Annotated in this window: 13 protein-coding genes; 5 read left to right on the top strand and 8 right to left on the bottom strand. The window is 72.1% G+C overall.

The window, feature by feature from the left end:
- Nucleotides 1-51: 51 nt before the first annotated feature.
- From AB0B40_RS07835 to sbnA, 5 genes are read left to right on the top strand one after another with little or no spacing between them, the layout of a single operon-like run.
- Complete coding sequence (locus AB0B40_RS07835; RefSeq protein ID WP_362263511.1) at nucleotides 52-2637, top strand: Pls/PosA family non-ribosomal peptide synthetase; 2586 nt, start codon at nucleotides 52-54, stop codon at nucleotides 2635-2637.
- 13 nt (nucleotides 2638-2650) lie between these two features.
- A complete protein-coding gene (locus AB0B40_RS07830; RefSeq protein ID WP_362263510.1) occupies nucleotides 2651-5920 on the top strand; it encodes an amino acid adenylation domain-containing protein in 3270 nt (1089 codons plus the stop codon).
- 44 nt (nucleotides 5921-5964) lie between these two features.
- Nucleotides 5965-6969: a TauD/TfdA family dioxygenase gene (locus AB0B40_RS07825; protein ID WP_362263509.1), complete on the top strand. Its 1005-nt coding sequence runs from the start codon at nucleotides 5965-5967 to the stop codon at nucleotides 6967-6969.
- Entirely contained in the window at nucleotides 6966-8036 is a 1071-nt protein-coding gene (gene sbnB, locus AB0B40_RS07820; RefSeq protein WP_362263508.1) for a 2,3-diaminopropionate biosynthesis protein SbnB, read from the top strand. The genes AB0B40_RS07825 and sbnB overlap by 4 nt, the downstream gene beginning before the upstream one ends.
- Before the next feature lie 38 nt (nucleotides 8037-8074).
- The gene (gene sbnA, locus AB0B40_RS07815) at nucleotides 8075-9094 is read left to right on the top strand and encodes a 2,3-diaminopropionate biosynthesis protein SbnA (protein ID WP_362263507.1); all 1020 of its coding nucleotides are present in this window, start codon (nucleotides 8075-8077) and stop codon (nucleotides 9092-9094) included.
- Nucleotides 9095-9141: 47 nt separating this feature from the next.
- Here the strand turns inward: sbnA and AB0B40_RS07810 are convergent, their stop codons facing one another.
- From AB0B40_RS07810 to AB0B40_RS07775, 8 genes are all read right to left on the bottom strand, one after another.
- On the bottom strand, nucleotides 9142-10311 hold the full coding sequence (locus tag AB0B40_RS07810) for an MFS transporter (RefSeq protein ID WP_362263506.1): 1170 nt from the start codon (nucleotides 10309-10311) through the stop codon (nucleotides 9142-9144).
- Nucleotides 10311-10838 carry a GNAT family N-acetyltransferase gene (locus tag AB0B40_RS07805; protein WP_362263505.1) on the bottom strand — a complete coding sequence of 176 codons (528 nt, stop codon included), beginning with the start codon at nucleotides 10836-10838 and terminating at the stop codon, nucleotides 10311-10313. Before AB0B40_RS07805 ends, AB0B40_RS07810 begins: the two co-directional genes overlap by 1 nt.
- Before the next feature lies 1 nt (nucleotide 10839).
- Nucleotides 10840-12036, bottom strand: a complete 1197-nt coding sequence (locus AB0B40_RS07800; RefSeq protein WP_362263504.1) for a type III PLP-dependent enzyme — start codon at nucleotides 12034-12036, stop codon at nucleotides 10840-10842.
- The gene (locus AB0B40_RS07795) at nucleotides 12033-13346 is read right to left on the bottom strand and encodes a DUF6271 family protein (RefSeq protein ID WP_362263503.1); all 1314 of its coding nucleotides are present in this window, start codon (nucleotides 13344-13346) and stop codon (nucleotides 12033-12035) included. Before AB0B40_RS07795 ends, AB0B40_RS07800 begins: the two co-directional genes overlap by 4 nt.
- Nucleotides 13343-14371 (bottom strand): phytanoyl-CoA dioxygenase family protein, encoded by a 1029-nt coding sequence (locus tag AB0B40_RS07790; RefSeq protein WP_362263502.1) that lies wholly within the window; start codon nucleotides 14369-14371, stop codon nucleotides 13343-13345. Before AB0B40_RS07790 ends, AB0B40_RS07795 begins: the two co-directional genes overlap by 4 nt.
- Before the next feature lie 156 nt (nucleotides 14372-14527).
- Nucleotides 14528-16039, bottom strand: a complete 1512-nt coding sequence (locus AB0B40_RS07785; RefSeq protein WP_362263501.1) for a glycoside hydrolase family 3 N-terminal domain-containing protein — start codon at nucleotides 16037-16039, stop codon at nucleotides 14528-14530.
- A gap of 7 nt (nucleotides 16040-16046) precedes the next feature.
- Entirely contained in the window at nucleotides 16047-16877 is an 831-nt protein-coding gene (locus AB0B40_RS07780; RefSeq protein ID WP_345051974.1) for a carbohydrate ABC transporter permease, read from the bottom strand.
- A complete protein-coding gene (locus AB0B40_RS07775; RefSeq protein WP_362263500.1) occupies nucleotides 16874-17872 on the bottom strand; it encodes a sugar ABC transporter permease in 999 nt (332 codons plus the stop codon). Before AB0B40_RS07775 ends, AB0B40_RS07780 begins: the two co-directional genes overlap by 4 nt.
- Nucleotides 17873-17883 lie beyond the last annotated feature (11 nt).

The raw sequence follows: 17883 nt of genomic DNA, 5'->3' as shown, positions 1-17883 counted from the left end.
ATCAGAATGATCCGACCGGCTGATCGTATCCGCGCGTCCTCAGGAGATCGAATGGTGGAGCAGTCCTCCGAGGTCCCCATATCAGGGCCGGAAGAACCTGCCGTCTCCTTGAGCGACACCGGTCCGGCCAGAGTGGAGACCGAAAACAAACTCGCGGCGGCACTCGCCGAACTCGTCGGCACCGAACACGTTCCGGCCGAAAGCCACTTCTTCACCGACCTCGGCGCCAATTCCTTGGTAATGGCCCAGTTCTGCGCCCGGCTGAGGAAAATTCCCGACCTGCCCTCCCCCTCCATCCGGGACATCTACCGGCACCCCACGATCCGAAGCCTGACGGCGGCGCTGGCGCCGGCCGCGCCCGCCCTCGCCGACGCGGCCGACACCGCGCCGGCGCCCGAGGCGGCCCCGCCGCCCCCGGTGGCCCGCGCGAGCCGCTTGAGCCATGTGCTGTGCGGCACGGCCCAGTTGCTGGCCTTCCTCGTGTACTCCCTGGTCTCCGGGTTCGTCACCGCCGCCGGGTACGAGTGGATCGCCGCCGCTGCGGGCCTGTTCGAGATCTACCTGCGCTCGCTCCTCTTCGGCGGCGCCGGGCTCATCGCCCTGTGCGCCTTCCCGGTCGTGGTGAAGTGGCTCCTCGTCGGCCGGTGGAAGCCGGGTGAGTTCCCTGTGTGGGGGCCGGCGTATCTGCGCTTCTGGCTGGTCAAGGTGCTGCTCCACGCCAATCCGATGGTGTTCCTCGTCGGGACCCCGCTGTACGTGCTGTACCTCCGGGCCCTCGGCGCGCGGATCGGCAAGGGGGTCACGATCCTCTCCCGTTCCGTTCCGGTCTGCACCGACCTGGTGACGATCGGCGCCGGCACGGTGATCCGCAAGGACTCCTTCTTCCTGGGCTACCGGGCCCACGCGGGCCGCATCCAGACCGGCCGGGTCACGCTCGGGCGGGATGTGTTCATCGGCGAGAAGACGGTCCTGGACATCGACACCTCGATGGGCGACGGCGCACAGCTCGGCCACACCTCCTCGCTGCACCGCGGCCAGGCGGTGCCGGACGGCCGGCACTGGCACGGATCCCCGGCGGAGCCCACGCACATCGACTACCTGCGGATCGCTCCGGCCAAGGTCGGCACCGGACGCCGGGCCTGGTTCGGCCTCGTCACCATGCTGCAGATGATCTTCCTGTACGTCCCGCTCGCCATCGGCGGCGTGTACATGTTCTTCACCGAGGTACCGGCTGTCGGCAAGCGGCTCGATCCGGAGACGGCGGCGTTGTCCCCGTCCCAGCTGATCACCGACGCGCTCGCCGTCTCCCTCGCCCTGTTCTGCGGTTTCGTCGTACTGGCCCTGGTCGCGCTGTACGCCGTTCCGCGGCTGATCGGACTGGTCGTCAAGCCCGACCGGACCTATCCGCTCTATGGATTCCGCTACGCGGCGCACCGGGCGACGGCCCGCCTGACGAACATCAAGTTCTTCGCCTGGCTCCTCGGTGACAGCTCCTACATCGTGCACTATCTGCGCGGGGTCGGATATGACTTGTCACGGATCGAGCAGACCGGATCCAATTTCGGTACGGAAATGGCGCACGAAACCCCGTTGCTGGTGTCCGTCGGCACCGGGACGATGGTGGCCGACGGTCTTTCCGTGGTCAACGCGGACTACTCCAGTACGTCCTTCCGGCTTTCCCGGGTGACGATCGGGCCGCGCAATTTCCTGGGCAACAACATTGCCTATCCCGCGGGCGGCAGGACGGGTGACAACTGCCTCCTCGCGACGAAGGTGATGATTCCCCTCGACGGCGAGGTCCGCGAAGGCGTGGGGCTCCTCGGTTCGCCGTCCTTCGAGATTCCGCGCTCGGTGGACCGCGACTCACGGTTCGACCACCTAAGGTCGGGCGAGACGCTGCGCACCCGTCTCGCCGCGAAGAACCGGTACAACCTCCGCTCGATGGCCCTGATGCTGTTCGCACGCTGGCTGCACACCTTCGGGCTCACCCTGCTCGCCCTCGCCTCCATCGATCTGTACGGCGTGATCGGGGACGTCGTGATCGCCGTCTATCTGGCGCTGACACTGGCGCTGTCCACCGCGTACTACATCCTGCTGGAACGCTGCCTGCTGAGGTTCCGCAGGCTGAGCCCCGATCTGTGCTCCATCTACGACCGCAGGTTCTGGCAGATCGAGCGCCTGTGGAAGGTCCCCTCGCACTGGCTGAACATCTTCAACGGCACACCCTTCAAGGCTCTCGTCTGGCGCCTGATGGGCGTCCGCATCGGCAGCAGGGTGTTCGACGACGGCTGCTACGTGACCGACCGGACCCTCGCGGTCATCGGCGACGAGTGCACCCTCAACGCCGGCACCAAGATCCAGTGCCACTCGCAGGAGGACGGCACCTTCAAGTCCGACGGCATCACGCTGGGCGCCGGCTGCACGCTGGGCGTGGCCGCCCATGTGCACTACGGCGTGACCATGGGCGACGGTTCGGTGCTGGCGCCCGACTCCTTCCTCATGAAGGGCGAGGAAGTCCCCCCGAACGCGCAGTGGGGCGGCAATCCGGCCGTGGACAGGCCCGAGGCAGGCGGCCCGCCCGGCGCCCCGGACAGAGCGGTGCGGGCGACCAGTGCCACTGCGGCTGCCACGAGTTGAGGAAGGCCATTCGATGGGAACGCGCGTGGAAGCTGACCGGGAGTTCTGGCACCGTGCACTGACCGCCGGAGGCGTCACCGCCGTACCGCGCTGGGTCCGGGAGCCGGTGCCGGGAACGCTGGAGCAGGAGATGGCGGTCCCGGACGACGTGGCGACCTCGGTGCGCGCGCTGGTGCGGCGGTCAGGACTGCCGCTCAGCTCGGTGCTGCTGGCGGCGCACGCGAAGGTGCTGGCCGCGCTCTCCGGCGAGCACGAGGTGGTGACGGGTTACACCGCGGGAGTGCGCGGTGAGCCGCTGCCGTGCCGCCTGGAGGTGCCCCCGGGCTCCTGGCGGGCCCTGGTGTCGGCCGCCGAGCACGCCGAGGCGGAGGTGCTGGCGCACCGGGAGTTCCCGGTGTCCGGGCTGCGGCGGGAACTCGGGCTGAGCGAGCCGTCGTACGAGGTGGTGTTCGGCCCCATGGGCGCCGGGGAGGCGCACGCCGACGACGGTGTGCTGCATGTGCGCTGGTGCGACCGGGGCGGACGGCTGGTGCTGCGCCTGCGCTGCCGCACGGACGTGCTGGACGCCGACGGCGCGATGCGGGTCGGCGGCTACCACCTGAAGGCGCTCCGGCTGCTGGCGGCCGGCCCGGACGCCGACCACACCCAGCAGAGCCTGCTCTCGGCCGGGGAGGTGCGCGAGCAGCTGGAAGGGCTGGCGGGACCGCGCCGGACGCTGCCGGACGCCCGCGCGCACGAGCTGTTCGAGCAGCGGGTACGGGCACATCCGCACGCGGTGGCCGCGGTCCACGGCGAGCGCGAGTGGACGTACGGCGAGCTGAACGCGCGTGCCAACCGGCTGGCGCGGGCGCTGCTGGAGCGCGGTCTGGGACGGGAAGGCGTGGTCGCCGTCGTCACCGAGCGGAACCTCGACTGGCTGGCGGCGACGCTGGCGGTGTTCAAGGCGGGCGGTGTGTACCTGCCGATCGAGCCGCACTTCCCGGCCGGCCGGATCGCGGCCATGCTGGCGCGGGCGGAATGCCGGCTGGTACTCACGGAGTCCGGCAGCACAGAGACCCTGGACGAGGCGCTGGCCACCCTGCCGGGAACCGAGAAACTGCCCGTCGAGACGGCGTACGCGGAACCGCACGCGGACGACGACCCGGGTGTGCCGGTCGAGGCCGGCCGGCTGGCCTACATCTACTTCACCTCCGGCTCCACCGGTGAGCCGAAGGGGGCGATGTGCGAGCACGCGGGGATGCTGAACCACCTGTTCGCCAAGATCGACGACCTGGGGATCGGCGAGGGGTCCGTGGTGGCGCAGACGGCCCCGCAGTGCTTCGACATCTCGCTGTGGCAGCTGGTGTCGGCGCTGCTGGTCGGCGGCCGGACCCTGCTGATCGGCCAGGACGTGGTCGTGGACGTGGAGCGGTTCGTCGACACGCTGGTGCGCGGCCGGGTGGCCGTGGCGCAGGTCGTGCCCTCCTACCTGGACGTCGTCGCCGCGTACCTGGAACAGCACCCCCGCGCACTGCCGGACCTGCGGTGCGTGTCGGTGACCGGTGAGGCGTTGAAGCGGGAGCTGGTCCAGCGCTGGTTCGCGATCCAGCCGGGCATCAGGCTGCTCAACGCCTACGGCCTGACCGAGACGTCGGACGACACCAACCACGAGGTCCTCACCGGGGTTCCCGACCGCGTCCTGCTGGGCCGGGCGGTGAACAACGTCCGGGTGTACGTCGTGGACGAGCACCTGTCGCTGGTGCCCCTGGGCGCCCCGGGCCTGATCGCGTTCTCCGGTGTCTGTGTGGGCCGCGGGTACGTCAACGACCCCGAGCGGACCCGGGAGGCCTACCGCACGGACCCGTACCGGCCCGGTGAGCGGCTCTACCTGGGCGGCGACCGGGGCCGCTGGCACCCCGGCGGCAAGCTGGAGTTCCTCGGCCGCCGGGACAACCAGGTCAAGATCCGCGGCTTCCGGATCGAGATCGGTGAGATCGAGAACACCCTGCTGCGCGTGGACGGGGTGCGCGACGGCGCGGTGGTCGTCGCCGAGCGGGGCGGCGGCAACAAGCATCTGATCGCCTTCCACACCGGCAGCCGGCACCAGCCGGACGTGCTGCGCGAGGCGCTCGCGGCGGCGCTGCCCGCCTACATGGTCCCCTCGGCCTTCCACTGGCGGGACAGCCTGCCGCTGACCGCCAACGGCAAGATCGACCGCAAGGCCCTGACCGCTCAGGCCCAGCAGGAGGCGCGGGACGCGCAGGACGCGCGGGGCACCGCGCCGGACGCGGCGGGCGGGGACGCGCTCAGCCCGACCGAGCGCAGGCTGGCGGCGGCCTGGGCCGAGCTGCTGGGCGTGCCCGAGCACCGGATCGCGCCGACGGACCACTTCTTCGACTCCGGCGGCACCTCCCTGACGGCCGTCCGGCTCAGCGTCGCCCTCGACCGCGCGGTCTCCCTGAAGGACATCACCCGCCATCCGGTGCTCGCCGACCTGGCCGCCGTCCTCGACGGCACCACCCGGCAGCGCCCGGGGCTGCTCCAGCCCGTGTCGGAAGGCGGTGCGCCGGACCGGGCGCTGGTCTGCTTCCCCTACGCGGGCGGCAACGCGGTCAACTACCGGCCGATGGCGGCGGCACTGGCCGGCAGCGGGCCCGCGGTCCTCGCCGTGGACCTGCCCGGCCACGACCTGGCGGCCCACCGTGAGCCGTTCGTGCCGATCGCGGAGGTGGCCGACCGGGTCGCCGCCGAGATCGCCGCGCGCGGTCTGACCCAGGTGATGCTGTGGGGCCACTCGTCGGGCGCGGCGGCGGCCCTGGCGACGGCCTTCCGGCTCCAGGAGCGCGGGGTGCGGGTGACCCGGGTGTTCCTCGGCGCGCAGCTGCTCGGCAGCGTCGCCGAGCGCAGCGCCGGGATCGCCGAGCTGACGAGCCGCAGCGACGCCCGGATCGCCGCCGCGCTGAGCGCGGACAGCGGCTACCCGGAGCTCGCCGAACTGAACGAGCGGCACGCCGAGCACATCGGTGCCGCCTACCGGCACGACTGTCTGGCCGCCCACCGCTACTTCCTGGCGGCTCTGGAGTCCCCGCCCCCGGTGAAGCTGTCCGCGCCGGTGTCGGTGGTCGTCGCCGCGGACGACCCGCACACGGCCGGGCACGCCGAACGCCACCGCGACTGGCTGCTCCTGGCCGAGCACGTCGATCTGCACGAACTGGCCGACGGGGGCCACTACTTCCTGCGCACCCGCCCGGCCGAGGCGGCCCAGGCCGTCCTGAGCGCGGCCGTACCCCTGGCCTCCACCTGAAGGCCCCGTCCCGCACCGGACGGGCTACCGAGAGGAAAACCGAGATGCCGTCCTCATCCCTGGCAGCACCGCTCGATGTGGAGCTGCGGCCGGACCGGCCCGCGCTGCTGCGTGTCGATCCGCCGGGCGACGCCGCGAGCTGGGCGGCCGACCACCGCGAGGCGTTGCGCGCGCAGGTCACCGAGCACGGGGCGCTGCTCGTACGCGGCCTCGGCCTGAAGGACGCGGACCAGGTCGGCGCCGTCTTCGCGCGGCTGGCCGGCGGGCTCATGACGGAGACGGAGGCGTTCGCGCCCCGCGATCCCGAGGGCCCCGGGCTGTACTCCTCCACGCCCTGGCCGGCCAACCAGCCGATGTGCATGCACCACGAGCTGAGTTACCCGCTCGAGGTGCCCGGCCTGATGCTGTTCGCCTGCCTGACCGCGCCCGAGCAGGGCGGGGCGACGGCCGTGGCCGACGCCGAGCAGGTGCTCAAGGCCCTGCCCGCCGAGCTGACGGAACGTTTCGAGCGGGCGGGCTGGCTGCTGACCCGCACCTACACCGACGAGATCGGGGCCTCCCTGGCGGAGTCCTTCGGCACGGACGACCGCGCCGGGATCGAGCGCTACTGCCGTGCGAACGCCATCGACTTCACCTGGCAGCCCGACGGCTCCCTGCACACCGAGCAGCGCCGCAGTGCCGTCGTACGGCATCCGCACACGGGCCGGCGCTGCTGGTTCAACCAGATCGCCTTCCTCAACGAGTGGACGCTGGCCCCGGAGGTGCGGGAGTACCTGGTGGACGAGTACGGCGCGGACGGTCTGCCGTTCAACACCCGCTGCGGGGACGGCACCGCGATCGGCGAGGACGTCGTCCAGGTCGTCAACGCCACGTACGAGGAGCACACGCGGCGCGAACCCTGGCAGGCCGGTGACCTGATGCTGGTGGACAACATCCGCACCGCGCACAGCAGGGAGCCCTACACCGGAGAGCGGCGGATCCTGGTCGGCATGGCCGAGCCGCTGCGCCTGGCCGACGGCTGCCCCGCGCCCGAGGGGAGCGGACGATGACCGATCTGCTGTCGACCACCGACCGCGCGGCGGGACCCGAGCCGGCCGGGGTGCCGAGCTTCGCGGTGATCTCCGGTGAGCAGGTGAAGAAGGCGCTGGAGGGGTCCGAGAAGCAGCTCGTGGAGCTGGTCGAGGCGACCTACCGGCTGCACGGCGCCGGGGAGTCGGTCAACCCGCCGTCGTACTTCCTGCGCTTCCCCGACCGTCCGACGGCCCGGATCATCGCGCTGCCGGCGTCCATCGGCGGGTCGGTCCACGTGGACGGCCTGAAGTGGATCTCCTCCTTCCCGGAGAACGTGAAGGAGGGGCTGCCGCGGGCCTCCGCGGTGCTCATCCTCAACGACCACGACACCGGCTACCCGTTCGCCTGCCTGGAGAGCTCCATCATCAGCGCGACCAGGACCGCCGCGTCCGCGGCGCTGGCGGCGGACTGGCTCAGCCGCAACCGCCCCCGGCCCCGCCGTGTCGGGTTCTGCGGTACGGGCCTGATCGCCCGCTACATCCACACGTTCCTGGCGCGCACCGGCTGGAGCTTCGACGCGATCGGCGTGCACGACCTGTCCGCCGACAGCGCCGAGGGCTTCTGCGGCTACCTGCGGCAGTCCGGTGCCGACGAGCCGGTCACCGTCCACGACAGCGCGGAGAACCTCATCCGCTCCAGCGATCTGGTGGTCTTCGCCACCGTCGCCGGCCGTCCGCACGTGATGACCCCGGGCTGGTTCGACCACAACCCGGTCGTGCTGCACGTGTCGCTGCGCGACCTGGCCCCCGAGGTGCTCCTCGCCTCGGCGAACTTCGTCGACGACGTCGAGCACTGCCTGAAGGCGGAGACCTCGCCCCACCTGGCCGAGCAGCGCACGGGCAGCCGCGACTTCCTCAACGGCACGCTCAACGACGTGATGCTGGGCCGGGCCGCCCCGCCGCAGGACCAGCCGGTGATCTTCTCCCCCTTCGGCCTCGGCGTCCTCGACCTGGCCGTCGGCAAGTACGTCTACGACCAAGTGGCCCGGACGGGCCAGCTCCGCATCATCGACGACTTCTTCCACGACCTGCGCCGGTACGGCTGAGGCCGTAGTCCTCAGCCGTAGCTATCAGGAGGTCTGCCGTGCCCGTCATCTCCGCTCCCCACGCCTTCAACGAAGGCAGTCTCTTCGTCGATCTGGCGTCGATATTCGGATACCGCCTCTACCTCAAGTGCGAGGGCTTCAACTTCGCCGGCTCCATCAAACTGAAGGCCGCGAACGAGATGGTGGAGAGCGCCGAGCGGGACGGAAGCCTGACACCGGATTCCATCCTCGTCGAGTCCTCCTCCGGGAACCTCGGCGTCGCGCTCAGCATGATCGCCGCGAGCAAGGGCCACCGGTTCCTGTGCGTGACCGACTCCCGGTGCAACCTGTCGACCAAACTGCTGATGGAGGCACTCGGCAGCCAGGTGCACGTCGTGACCGACCTGGACGCCAACGGCGGGTTCCTCGGCACGCGGCTGGAGTACGTCCGGTCGCTGTGCGCCTCCGACGACCGGTACGTGTGGCTCAGCCAGTACACCAACGCGGGGAACTGGCGGGCGCACTTCCGCACGACGGCGCCGGAGATCGCCGGCCAGTTCCCGCGCCTGGACGTGCTGTTCCTCGGGACGGGCACGGCCGGCACGCTCATGGGCTGCGCACGCTACTTCCGCGAGTGGCACCGGCCGGTGCGGATAGTCGCCGTGGACAGCGTCGGCTCGGTCGCCTTCGGCGGCAAGCCCGGCCGCCGGATGATCCCCGGGCTGGGCATGAGCATGCGTCCCCCGCTGCTCGACGAGTCGTACGTGGACGAGGTGGTCCGGGTGGAGGAGGCGGACACCATCCGCACCTGCCACCGGCTGGCGAGGCGCGGCTTCCTGTTCGGCGGCTCCACGGGGACGGTGGTCAGCGCGGCGACGGACTGGCTGGCCCGGCACGACCGCAGCGACCTCACGGCGGTGGCCGTGGCGCCCGACCTCGGCGAGCGCTACCTGGACACCATCTACCAGTCCAACTGGCTCCAGGACCTCTACGGCGAGCACCTGCTCGACTCCACGGGGGCCGGCTCCTGGGACGGGGAGTCCGCGTCACGGGCGCCGGGCCGCCGCGAGGGGCCCTGAGGGCGCCCGGGCGGGCCGGCTCTGCGCGGCGGGCGGGTCTGCCCGGCTCAGGTCTCGACGAGCGCGCCGGCCCGGGCCCGCCACGGGATCCAGAAGGCGGTCACCGTGACGATCAGGGCCGAGGCGGCCACCGTGGCCATGCCGAGGGTCAGGCTCGCCGCGCCCGCCACGAACCCGATCAGCGCCGGTCCGCCCAGCAGACCGGTGGTGCCCATCGCGGCGACCAGGGCGAGGGCGTCCGAGCCGCGTTCGGCCGCCGCCACGTACACGCACGGGGTGACGGCCGCCGCGCCGAGACCGACGCAGGCGAAGCCGAGCAGTGTGGGGACCACTCCGCCGGCGAGCAGGGCGAGGGCCAGGCCGGCGGCGGCCACCGCGCTGCCCGTGCGCACGACCGGTCCGTCGCCCCAGCGGGTGCGCCACCGGTCCGCGCACACCCGGGCCAGCAGCATCGTCACGGAGACGACCGCGATGCCGAGCGGGGCGACGCTCGCCGACGCCTGGACGACGTCCTTCAGGTAGAGCGTCGACCAGTCGTTCATCGCGCCCTCGGTGATCGTGCCGAAGGCCATCGCACAGCCCATGAGGAGAGTCGTGCCGGAGGTGAGCGCGCGGCGCACGCGCCGCCTCGGCTCGTCGGCGGCGGCACGCGGCTCCCGGCCGGGCAGCAGGCCCGGCCGGGCGCCGCCGAGCAGGAGCAGCAGCAGGATCCCGGCGGCGGTGAAGTGGGCCGGGACGGACCCGGTCAGGGTGGTGACGCCGGACGCCAGCAGGGCGGCGGCGAGCAGCCCGGCGCTGAAGGTGGCGTGCAGCTGGGACATCGCGGTGCGGTCGAAGACCTTCTCCAGTGCGGCGCCCTGCGCGTTCATCGCCACGTTGAGGCAGCCGACGGCGACGCCGTCGGCGCACACGGCGAGCAGCGCCAGCGGGAAGTTCGGCACGGCCGACAGGGCCGCCAGGACCAGGATCAGGCACACGGCGGAGGCGAGGGACAGGAGCCGGGAGCCGAGCCGCCGCATCAGGACGGCGACCAGCGGGAAGGAGGCCGCCGCTCCGGCCCCGCAGGCCATCAGCAGCAGGCCCACCTCGCCGGCGCCCAGGTCGAGCCGGGCCCTGAGCGCGGGCAGGCGGGAGATCCAGGTGCCGTACTGGAAGCCGAGGAAGCAGAACAGCGCCGCGACGGACCACTTGGCGCGGGAAAAGGACCGCTCGGGCATCAGACGGCCTCCCGGGCCTGGTACGGGTGGGGTACGGCGGCCACCCGGGCGCTCATGTAGACCGCGCCGTCGCCGTAGTGCGGCGGGACGGGGGCCGCCGGGTGGGCGTGGTAGCCGTTGGCGCGCCAGAACGGCTCCTTGTCCGCGACGGCGACCAGCGAGACGGTCTCGAAGCCGCGGGCGCGGGCCGCCCCGGTCAGCCGGCGCACCAGCCGGGTGCCGAGTCCCCGGCGCCGCAGCGGCGCGCCGATGACGAGGTCGTGCAGGTGCAGGTTGGTCGTGCGGTGGACGGCCTGTTCGGGGCGGCCCAGGTCGGGGCAGCGGAACCGGGGGTAGGGCAGGGCGAGGACGTAGCCGGCGAGCCGGCCGTCGAGCTCCAGCACGAAACAGGTGCCTGCCGAGGCGCGGGCCCGGGAGCGCAGGAGCCGCTCGCCCTCGGCGAGGGAGAGCTCCTCGTACGCCTCGCTCTCCAGGGCCGCCAGCTGGGGCCAGTCGGCCTCGGTGATGCCCCGTATGACGTCTGTCATGTCAGTGCTGTCCTTCCGGGCCGCGTACGCACACGCACGGCAGCGGGCGGATGCCGTTGAAGCCCTGGGTCGTGTAACTGGTGGCGTAGGCGCCGGCGGACAGGATCCACACCGGGTCGCCGGAGGCCGCGGCGCGGGGCACGCGCGCCGGGTGCCGGCCGCCGCCGTAGGCGTCGTCGCTGTCGCAGGTGGGGCCGGCGACGACGGCGGACACGTACGCCTCGCCGGCCTCGTCGGCCTGCGCCGGGAAGACCAGCCGGTGCCGGATCTGGTCCATCTCGTACAGGCCGTTGAACTTGCCCGCGCTCAGGTACAGCCAGCGGGCGCGGGACCCGTCCGGCTGGGCCCGTTCGGTCAGCCGGTACACATGGGCCCTGACCGCGCCGTGGTCGGCGACCAGGTGCCGGCCCGGCTCCAGGACCAGGTCGAGCGGGGCGGCGGTCAGTCCGGCCAGCCGCTCCATGCCCTCGCGGATCACCGCGAACATCTTGTCCAGCGGCGGGTCGAGGGGGTTGCCGTGCCGGTCGAGGTAGCCGCGCGCGGGCAGACCGCCGCCGAGGTTGACGTGGTCCGGCACGATCCCCAGCCCGTCCAGCGCCACCAGCGTCTCGGCGAGCGAGTCCAGGGCCCGCTGCCAGGCCTCGCCGGTCATCTGCTGGGAACCGACGTGCACGGACAGGCCGGCCGGGACGAGGCCGGCCGCGCGGGCCGTGGCCAGGACGCGGACGGCGTCGTCCGGGGCGCAGCCGAACTTGCGGTTCAGGCCCCACAGGGCGCCCTCCCCGCTGGTGGTCAGGCGGCAGAACACCCGGGCGGCGGGGGCGTGCGCGGCGATCGCGGTGACGTCCTCGACGCTGTCGGTGGCGAAGGTGCGCACGCCCAGGCGGTGGGCTTCGGCGATGTCGTGGTCGGACTTGACGGTGTTGCCGTAGTGGATGCGGTGCGCCTGCGCTCCGGCACGCAGGGCTTGCCGGATCTCGGCGGGACCGGCGGCGTCGAACCCGGCGCCGCGGGCGGCGAGGCAGCGCAGGACGTCGTCCACGGGGCAGGCCTTGAGGGCGAACCGGATCCTGACGCCGGGCAGCTCGCCCAGCAGGGTGTCGTACTGGTGCTCGATGCCGGTGAGGTCGTAGACGAGGCGGTCGGCCGGGGCGGCGGCGAGTGCGGCGGCCAGGGGGGCGCTGATGTGCACGGTCACCGGTCCCCGTGCCCGGGTGCGGTGCGCCGGGCCGCGTCGACCAGGGCCGGCCAGGTGCCGGCGAGGAGGGCGAAGTCCTCGATGTCCTGGCGGGCCTCGGCCAGCAACTGCTCGCGCCGGGGCTCCAGTCGCTCGGCGAACCGGGCGTACCGGCCGCCCAGCTTGCGGTAGGCGGTGTCGACGCGGTCCAGCCGCCACACGTTCTCGGCGGTGTCCAGGCGGGTGCTGTCGCGCAGCGACGCGATGATCCGGTCGGCCCGTAGGTGCTGCCGGTCGTCGAGGAGGCGGTCGCCCTCGGCGGCCATCCGGTCGTAGACGTGGTGGAAGTACAGCATCGAGAGGAGGAACTTCACGAAGCGGGTCTGGTAGGCCAGGAATCCGGCGTCGGTACGGCGTTCGGGGGTGTAGAAGTTCTCGATGTGCCGGTTGTGCAGGATGCCGGGGAGCGTGGCGTCGTGGACCAGGTGGGTGAGGAAGTAGTCGCTGCCGATGGTGTCGGTCGCCGGGGGCAGCGGCATCCGCTCGTACACGTCCTGGTGGATGGCTATGTTGCACATGTCGACCCGCATCGGGTCCACGAGGGCCAGCGTGGCACGGTCGCCGGTGAACGGGGTGGTGCCCGCTCCGGTGAAGGACTCCTCGACCAGCTCGCGCCGTTCCCGCGGTGAGGCGCCGGCGGGCGCCCACAGGCCGACCACGTCGTGGTAGACGCCCTCGTCCAGCTGCCGCATCTCGCCGATGTCCACGGAGAGTTCGCCGATGAAGGAGGCTCCGGCCAGGGAGACCGGGCGGTGCGTCAGCGCCGGGTCGAGGTCGGTGCGCAGGCCGGCGGCCGTGGCATCGGCGGCCGGGCGGCCCAGCCAGGGCAGCTCGTGGTGGACGGGGAACACCGGCTCTCCCGCGTGGACCTGGTAGGCGCTGTCGGAGTCCCTGCGGTGCACGGAGTGGCAGCCGAGGGCGGCGGCCAGCAGGAAGGCGCGGTTGGTGCAGGCGCCGTAGGAGACGGCGGGCGGGAGCATGAGGCGGAGCAGCCGGTCGGGCTCGGCCGGCCCGGCCGCCCGGACGGTCCGGCGCAGGAAGTCCCGCTGGGCTTCCTCGTCCAGGTGGTGGACGCGCACGCCCGGTTCCCGGGGCAGGGCGGCGACCGTGCGGGTGTGCGCGGCCCGGGTGCGGTCGTCGGCGGAGTCCAGGATCAGCAGCCGTACGTCGGCGCCGAACCGGCGGGCGGCGTAGCCGGCCTCGGCGTGCAGCGCGGTGATGGTGGCGGAGCAGGCCCGGTTGGTGGGCAGGCACAGGCAGATCCGGTTCACCGGGCGCCTTCCGCGGCCCAGGAGTCGAGGCCGAGCAGCTTGCGTCCCAGGCCGTTGAGTTCGGCGGGGCCGTAGCGGAGCGCTTCCGGTTCGCGGGCGTCGCCGAGCAGGGTGGCGTTCCAGTCGGGGGTGGAGAGGGTGCGCCAGGAGTCCACGCGGGAGTCGCGCAGGGCCGTGTGTTCCTCCAGCGCGGGCATCATCGACAGGTACTGCACGGCTCGGACAGCGTTGTCAGAGCGGTTGGGTGCCACGCCGTGGGCGAGCGTCCCGTTGAAGATCAGCAGGTCGCCGGCCTGGAGGTCGGGGCGGACGACCGGGAACTCGGCGCGGTCGATGGCGGGCCGGACCGGGTCGCGCCCGGGCGGCTGGGCCAGGCGCCACTCCTCGAAACGGCGGAAGAGTTCCGGGGCGCACTGGAAGCCGCCGAGTTCGGGGCGGGTGTCGTTGAGCGCGATGATGCCCTGGACGCGCTGGGGCAGCACGGCGAGGGTGGTGTCGACGTCCCAGTGCAGCTCGATGTCGAAGCCCTCGTCGGTGGGCTCGATCAGGGAGCGGGAACGGCTGCCGCGGTTGGGCGGGTTGAGGTTGAGCCGGTCGAGGGTGACCCACAGCTCCGGGCTGTCCCAGACGTCGACGAAGGCGTCGTACACCCGCGCGCTCTGCCGGCTGTCCCAGATGAGCTGGTGGTGGTACGCCTCGACGAAACCGTAGATGTAGAGGTGCCGGTCGAGTTCGGAGCGGAACTCGGGCTCCTCGTACCAGGTGTCGGGGCGGTCCGGGTCGAGCCCCTGGAACCGCCAGGCGAAGTCCAGGAGTTGCTTGGCCTCGCCGGGGGTGATGGCCTCGCGTACGACGACGTAGCCGTAGGTCTGCCAGAACGCGAAGTCCTCCTCGGACAGCACGCGCAGCGGCTGGGTCTTGTCGAGGTCGCGCAGGGGGGCCGGGGCGAGGTAGGTCTCGGCGTCGGCGCTGAAGTAGGGACGGCCGGTCGCCGCTCGGTGGAGGTAGGTGGAGGGCGTGTGCATGCGTTCACTCCGGGGTGATCGGGACGACAACACCTTGGGGTCGGACGTGAGACATGTGCCGGTGGCAAGCGCCGGAGGGCGAAAAGGGCACCGGGTTCCTTGGGAACGGGGAAAGGGGGCCGCCCGCGGGGAGGAGCGGGCGGCCGGGACGGGCGGTCAGCCGGCGAGGACCGCCTCGGCCGCCGCCACCCCGCAGACGCGGGCGGCGCCGTAGGTGGCGATGTGCAGGGCGCCGCGCGCGGCGGCCTGCGGCAGGCCCATCTCCACGACGACGGTGTCGGGGCGGGCGGCCAGCAGGGTGTCGAGGGCGGAGCGCATCCAGTCGTGCCGGTGCTCGTCGCGGACCACGGCGACGATCCGGCGCTCGCCGGCGGCGGCGAGGACGGCTTCCCCGGCGCCCTCGCCGGTGAGGGAGACCGAGTCGGTACCGGGCAGCAGCCGCTCCAGCTCGGCGGCGACGCCCCACGGGGTCTGGTCGCCGACGGCGATGTTGGGGGCCGGGTTGAACTGGGCGACGAAGACCGGCTCCGTGACCGGTGCGGCGGTGCCGGCACGGGTCACGGTCAGCGCGCGGCGGGCCGCGACCAGGCCGATCTCGGGGTCGGCCGCGGTCTTCGCCGCGTCACCGCGGGCCGCGGCGGTCCAGGCGGCGAGGTCGCGCACCCGGGCGGCGGCGTCGGCGAGCCGTTCCTCGGGCAGTTCACCGGAGCGTACGGCGGCCACGAGCGCGTCCCTGAGGCCGAGCACGGTGCCCTCGTCACACAGTCCGCCGCCCACGCAGATGGCGTCGGCACCGGCCGCGATGGCGAGGACGACCCCGTGTTCCAGGCCGTAGGTGCCGGATATCGCGCGCATCTCCATGCCGTCGGTGACGATCAGGCCCTGGTAGCCGAGTTCGCCGCGCAGCAGGTCGGTGAGGACGCGACGGGAGAGGGTGCCGGGACGGTCCGCGTCGAGGGCCGGGACGAGGATGTGGGCGCTCATGATCGCCCGGGTGCCGGCGGCGATCGCCGCCCGGAACGGGGGCAGTTCGCGCTCGTAGAGGGTGTCGGCGTCGACGTCGATGCGGGGTACGGCGTGGTGCGAGTCCACGTTGGTGTCGCCGTGGCCGGGGAAGTGCTTGGTGCAGGCGGCGACGCCGGTGGACTGCAGGCCCTCGACCCAGGCGGCGGTGTGCCGGGCCACCAGGCCGGGGCTCGCGCCGAAGGAACGGACGCCGATGACGGGATTGTCGGGGTTGGCGTTGACGTCGGCGGAGGGCGCCCAGTCGAAGTTGACGCCGCAGGCGGCCAGGCGGCGGCCCAGCTCGCGGGAGACGGCCCGGGTGAGGCCGGGGTCGTCGACGGCGCCGAGGGCGTGGTTGCCGGGGAAGGAGGAGCCGGTGCGCACGTCGAGGCGGGTGACGTCGCCGCTCTCCTCGTCGATGGCGACCAGCAGGTCGTCGCGCTCGGCGCGCAGCTGCAGCGTGAGGGCGGCGACCTGCTCCTCGCCGACGACGTTGCGGCCGAACAGGGCGACGGAGGCGAGGCCCTCGCCGAGGCGGCGGCGCACCCAGTCGGGTGCGGTGGTGCCGTCGAACCCCGGCTGCAGCACCGCGAGGGCGTCCCGGGCGAGGGTGTCGCCCGCGTCGGAGCCGCTGCCGGACGCGGTGGTGGCGATGGTGGTCATCGGGGCGTCATCCCTTCACGGCGCCGTCGGTCAGACCGCTGACAGCCTTGCGTTGCAGGAAGATGAAGAGGATCAGGATGGGCAGCGCGAACAGGGACGAGGCGGCCATGGTGGCGCCCCAGTCGTCGCCGAAGGCGGTCTGGAACTGCGACAGCCACAGCGGCAGGGTCTGCGCCTCGATGTCCTTGTTGAGGATCAGGACGAGCGGGAACTCGTTCCAGGCGGTGACGAAGCCGAACAGCGAGGTCGCCATCAGGCCGGGGGCGAGCAGCGGGAAGATCACCTTGATGAACGCCTGGGGCCGGGTGCAGCCGTCGACCATCGCCGACTCCTCCAGCTCCTTGGGCACGGCGGCGACGTAGCCGCGCAGCGTCAGGACGGTGAGCGGGAGCACCATCATCATGTAGATGACGGTGAGCGGGACCAGGCTGTCCAGCATGTCGTTGTCACGGACGATCATGTAGATGGCGATGATCATGACTTCCCAGGGAGCCATCTGCGCCAGCATGAACGTCAGGATGAAGCCGCGCCGGCCCCGGAACCGCATCCGGGCCAGGGCGAAGGCCGCGAACAGCGCGATGACGAGCGAGAGCAGGACCGACACCACCGTGACGGTGACGGAGTTGAGGACCAGGGTCCAGAAGTGGTCGGCGTCGACCGCCTTCTTGAAGTGTCCGAGGGTGGCGTCCGTCGGGAACCACACCGGGTCGTCGGAGATGATGTCGCCGGTCGGTTTGAAGGCCGTGGCGAACATCCAGTACACGGGGAACACGAAGCCGACGAAGAGGACGACGGCGGTCGCGTTGGGCCAGATACGGCCGAAGAGCGAGCGCTTCACAGCTCGTCCTCCTCTTGCTTGAGCACCAGGCGCAGGTAGTACGAGGTGATGGCGAGCAGGACCAGGATCGTCAGGAAGGAGATGGCGGCGCCGAGGCCGAAGTGCTGGTTGCCGACGCCCTCGACGTAGGCGTAGATCGGCAGGGTCTCGGTGAGGTGGTTCGGGCCGCCCTCGTTCATCGCGAAGATCTGCGCGAACGACTTGAAGACCCAGATGACCTCGAGGAAGGTCGTCGCGTACAGGAACGGCCGCAGGAAGGGCAGGGTCACCGAGGTGAAGCTCTTCCACGCGCCGGCGCCGTCCAGGGAGGCGGCCTCGTACAGCTCCCGGGGGATCGTGGTGGTGGCCGCGTAGAGGTTGACCGCCACGAAGGGTATGGACTGCCAGACGATGAGCAGGGTGACCACGGCGAAGGTGGAGAACTGGGTCTCCAGCCAGTTGTGGTCGGCCATGGAGTGCCAGCCGAGCTTGTCCAGCACCCAGTTGACGACGCCGAAGCGCTGGGCGAACAGCCACTGGTAGACGGTGGTGGCGGCGATGACCGGCATGGCCCAGGCGAGGACGAGGCCGAGCATCAGCAGCAGCCGCATCCTCTTGCCGAGCCGGGCGAGCAGCAGCCCGATCAGGGTGCCCAGCGCCATGATCAGTACGACGTTGACGGCGGTGAAGACGACGGAGCGCTCGACGACGTGCCAGAAGTCCCCGCCGGTGAGCACCTCCCGGTAGTTGTCGACGCCGTTCCACTCGGTGAGGTGCTGGATGAGCTGCCGCGGGTTGAGGTTCTGGAACGACAGCATGCCGTTCTTGACCAGGGGCCAGCCGAGCAGCACCACGGTGGCCAGCAGTGCGGGCAGCAGGAGCAGGTAGGGGGTGGCGGTGCCGCGCCGGGTGGGCCCCCCGGGGGCGCGGCTGTCACCTGTCGGCGGGGCCGGCACCCGGGCCTTGCGGACAGCGGGCTCCCCGGCCGTGTCCGTGCCTTCGGTCTGCACTGACATGCGTTGTCATC

This window comes from Streptomyces sp. NPDC042638 (assembly GCF_040647235.1).
GTDB lineage: Bacteria > Actinomycetota > Actinomycetes > Streptomycetales > Streptomycetaceae > Streptomyces > Streptomyces rameus.
This window is presented reverse-complemented; position numbering and strand designations above follow the sequence as displayed.

Bases quoted from the DNA above. Each gene is read 5' to 3' on its own strand.
- AB0B40_RS07835 (WP_362263511.1), top strand. From the start codon at position 52: ATGGTGGAGCAGTCCTCCGAGGTCCCCATATCAGGGCCGGAAGAACCT.
- AB0B40_RS07830 (WP_362263510.1), top strand. From the start codon at position 2,651: ATGGGAACGCGCGTGGAAGCTGACCGGGAGTTCTGGCACCGTGCACTG.
- AB0B40_RS07825 (WP_362263509.1), top strand. From the start codon at position 5,965: ATGCCGTCCTCATCCCTGGCAGCACCGCTCGATGTGGAGCTGCGGCCG.
- sbnB (WP_362263508.1), top strand. From the start codon at position 6,966: ATGACCGATCTGCTGTCGACCACCGACCGCGCGGCGGGACCCGAGCCG.
- AB0B40_RS07810 (WP_362263506.1), bottom strand. From the start codon at position 10,311: ATGCCCGAGCGGTCCTTTTCCCGCGCCAAGTGGTCCGTCGCGGCGCTG.
- AB0B40_RS07805 (WP_362263505.1), bottom strand. From the start codon at position 10,838: ATGACAGACGTCATACGGGGCATCACCGAGGCCGACTGGCCCCAGCTG.
- AB0B40_RS07790 (WP_362263502.1), bottom strand. From the start codon at position 14,371: ATGCACACGCCCTCCACCTACCTCCACCGAGCGGCGACCGGCCGTCCC.
- AB0B40_RS07785 (WP_362263501.1), bottom strand. From the start codon at position 16,039: ATGACCACCATCGCCACCACCGCGTCCGGCAGCGGCTCCGACGCGGGC.
- AB0B40_RS07775 (WP_362263500.1), bottom strand. From the start codon at position 17,872: ATGTCAGTGCAGACCGAAGGCACGGACACGGCCGGGGAGCCCGCTGTC.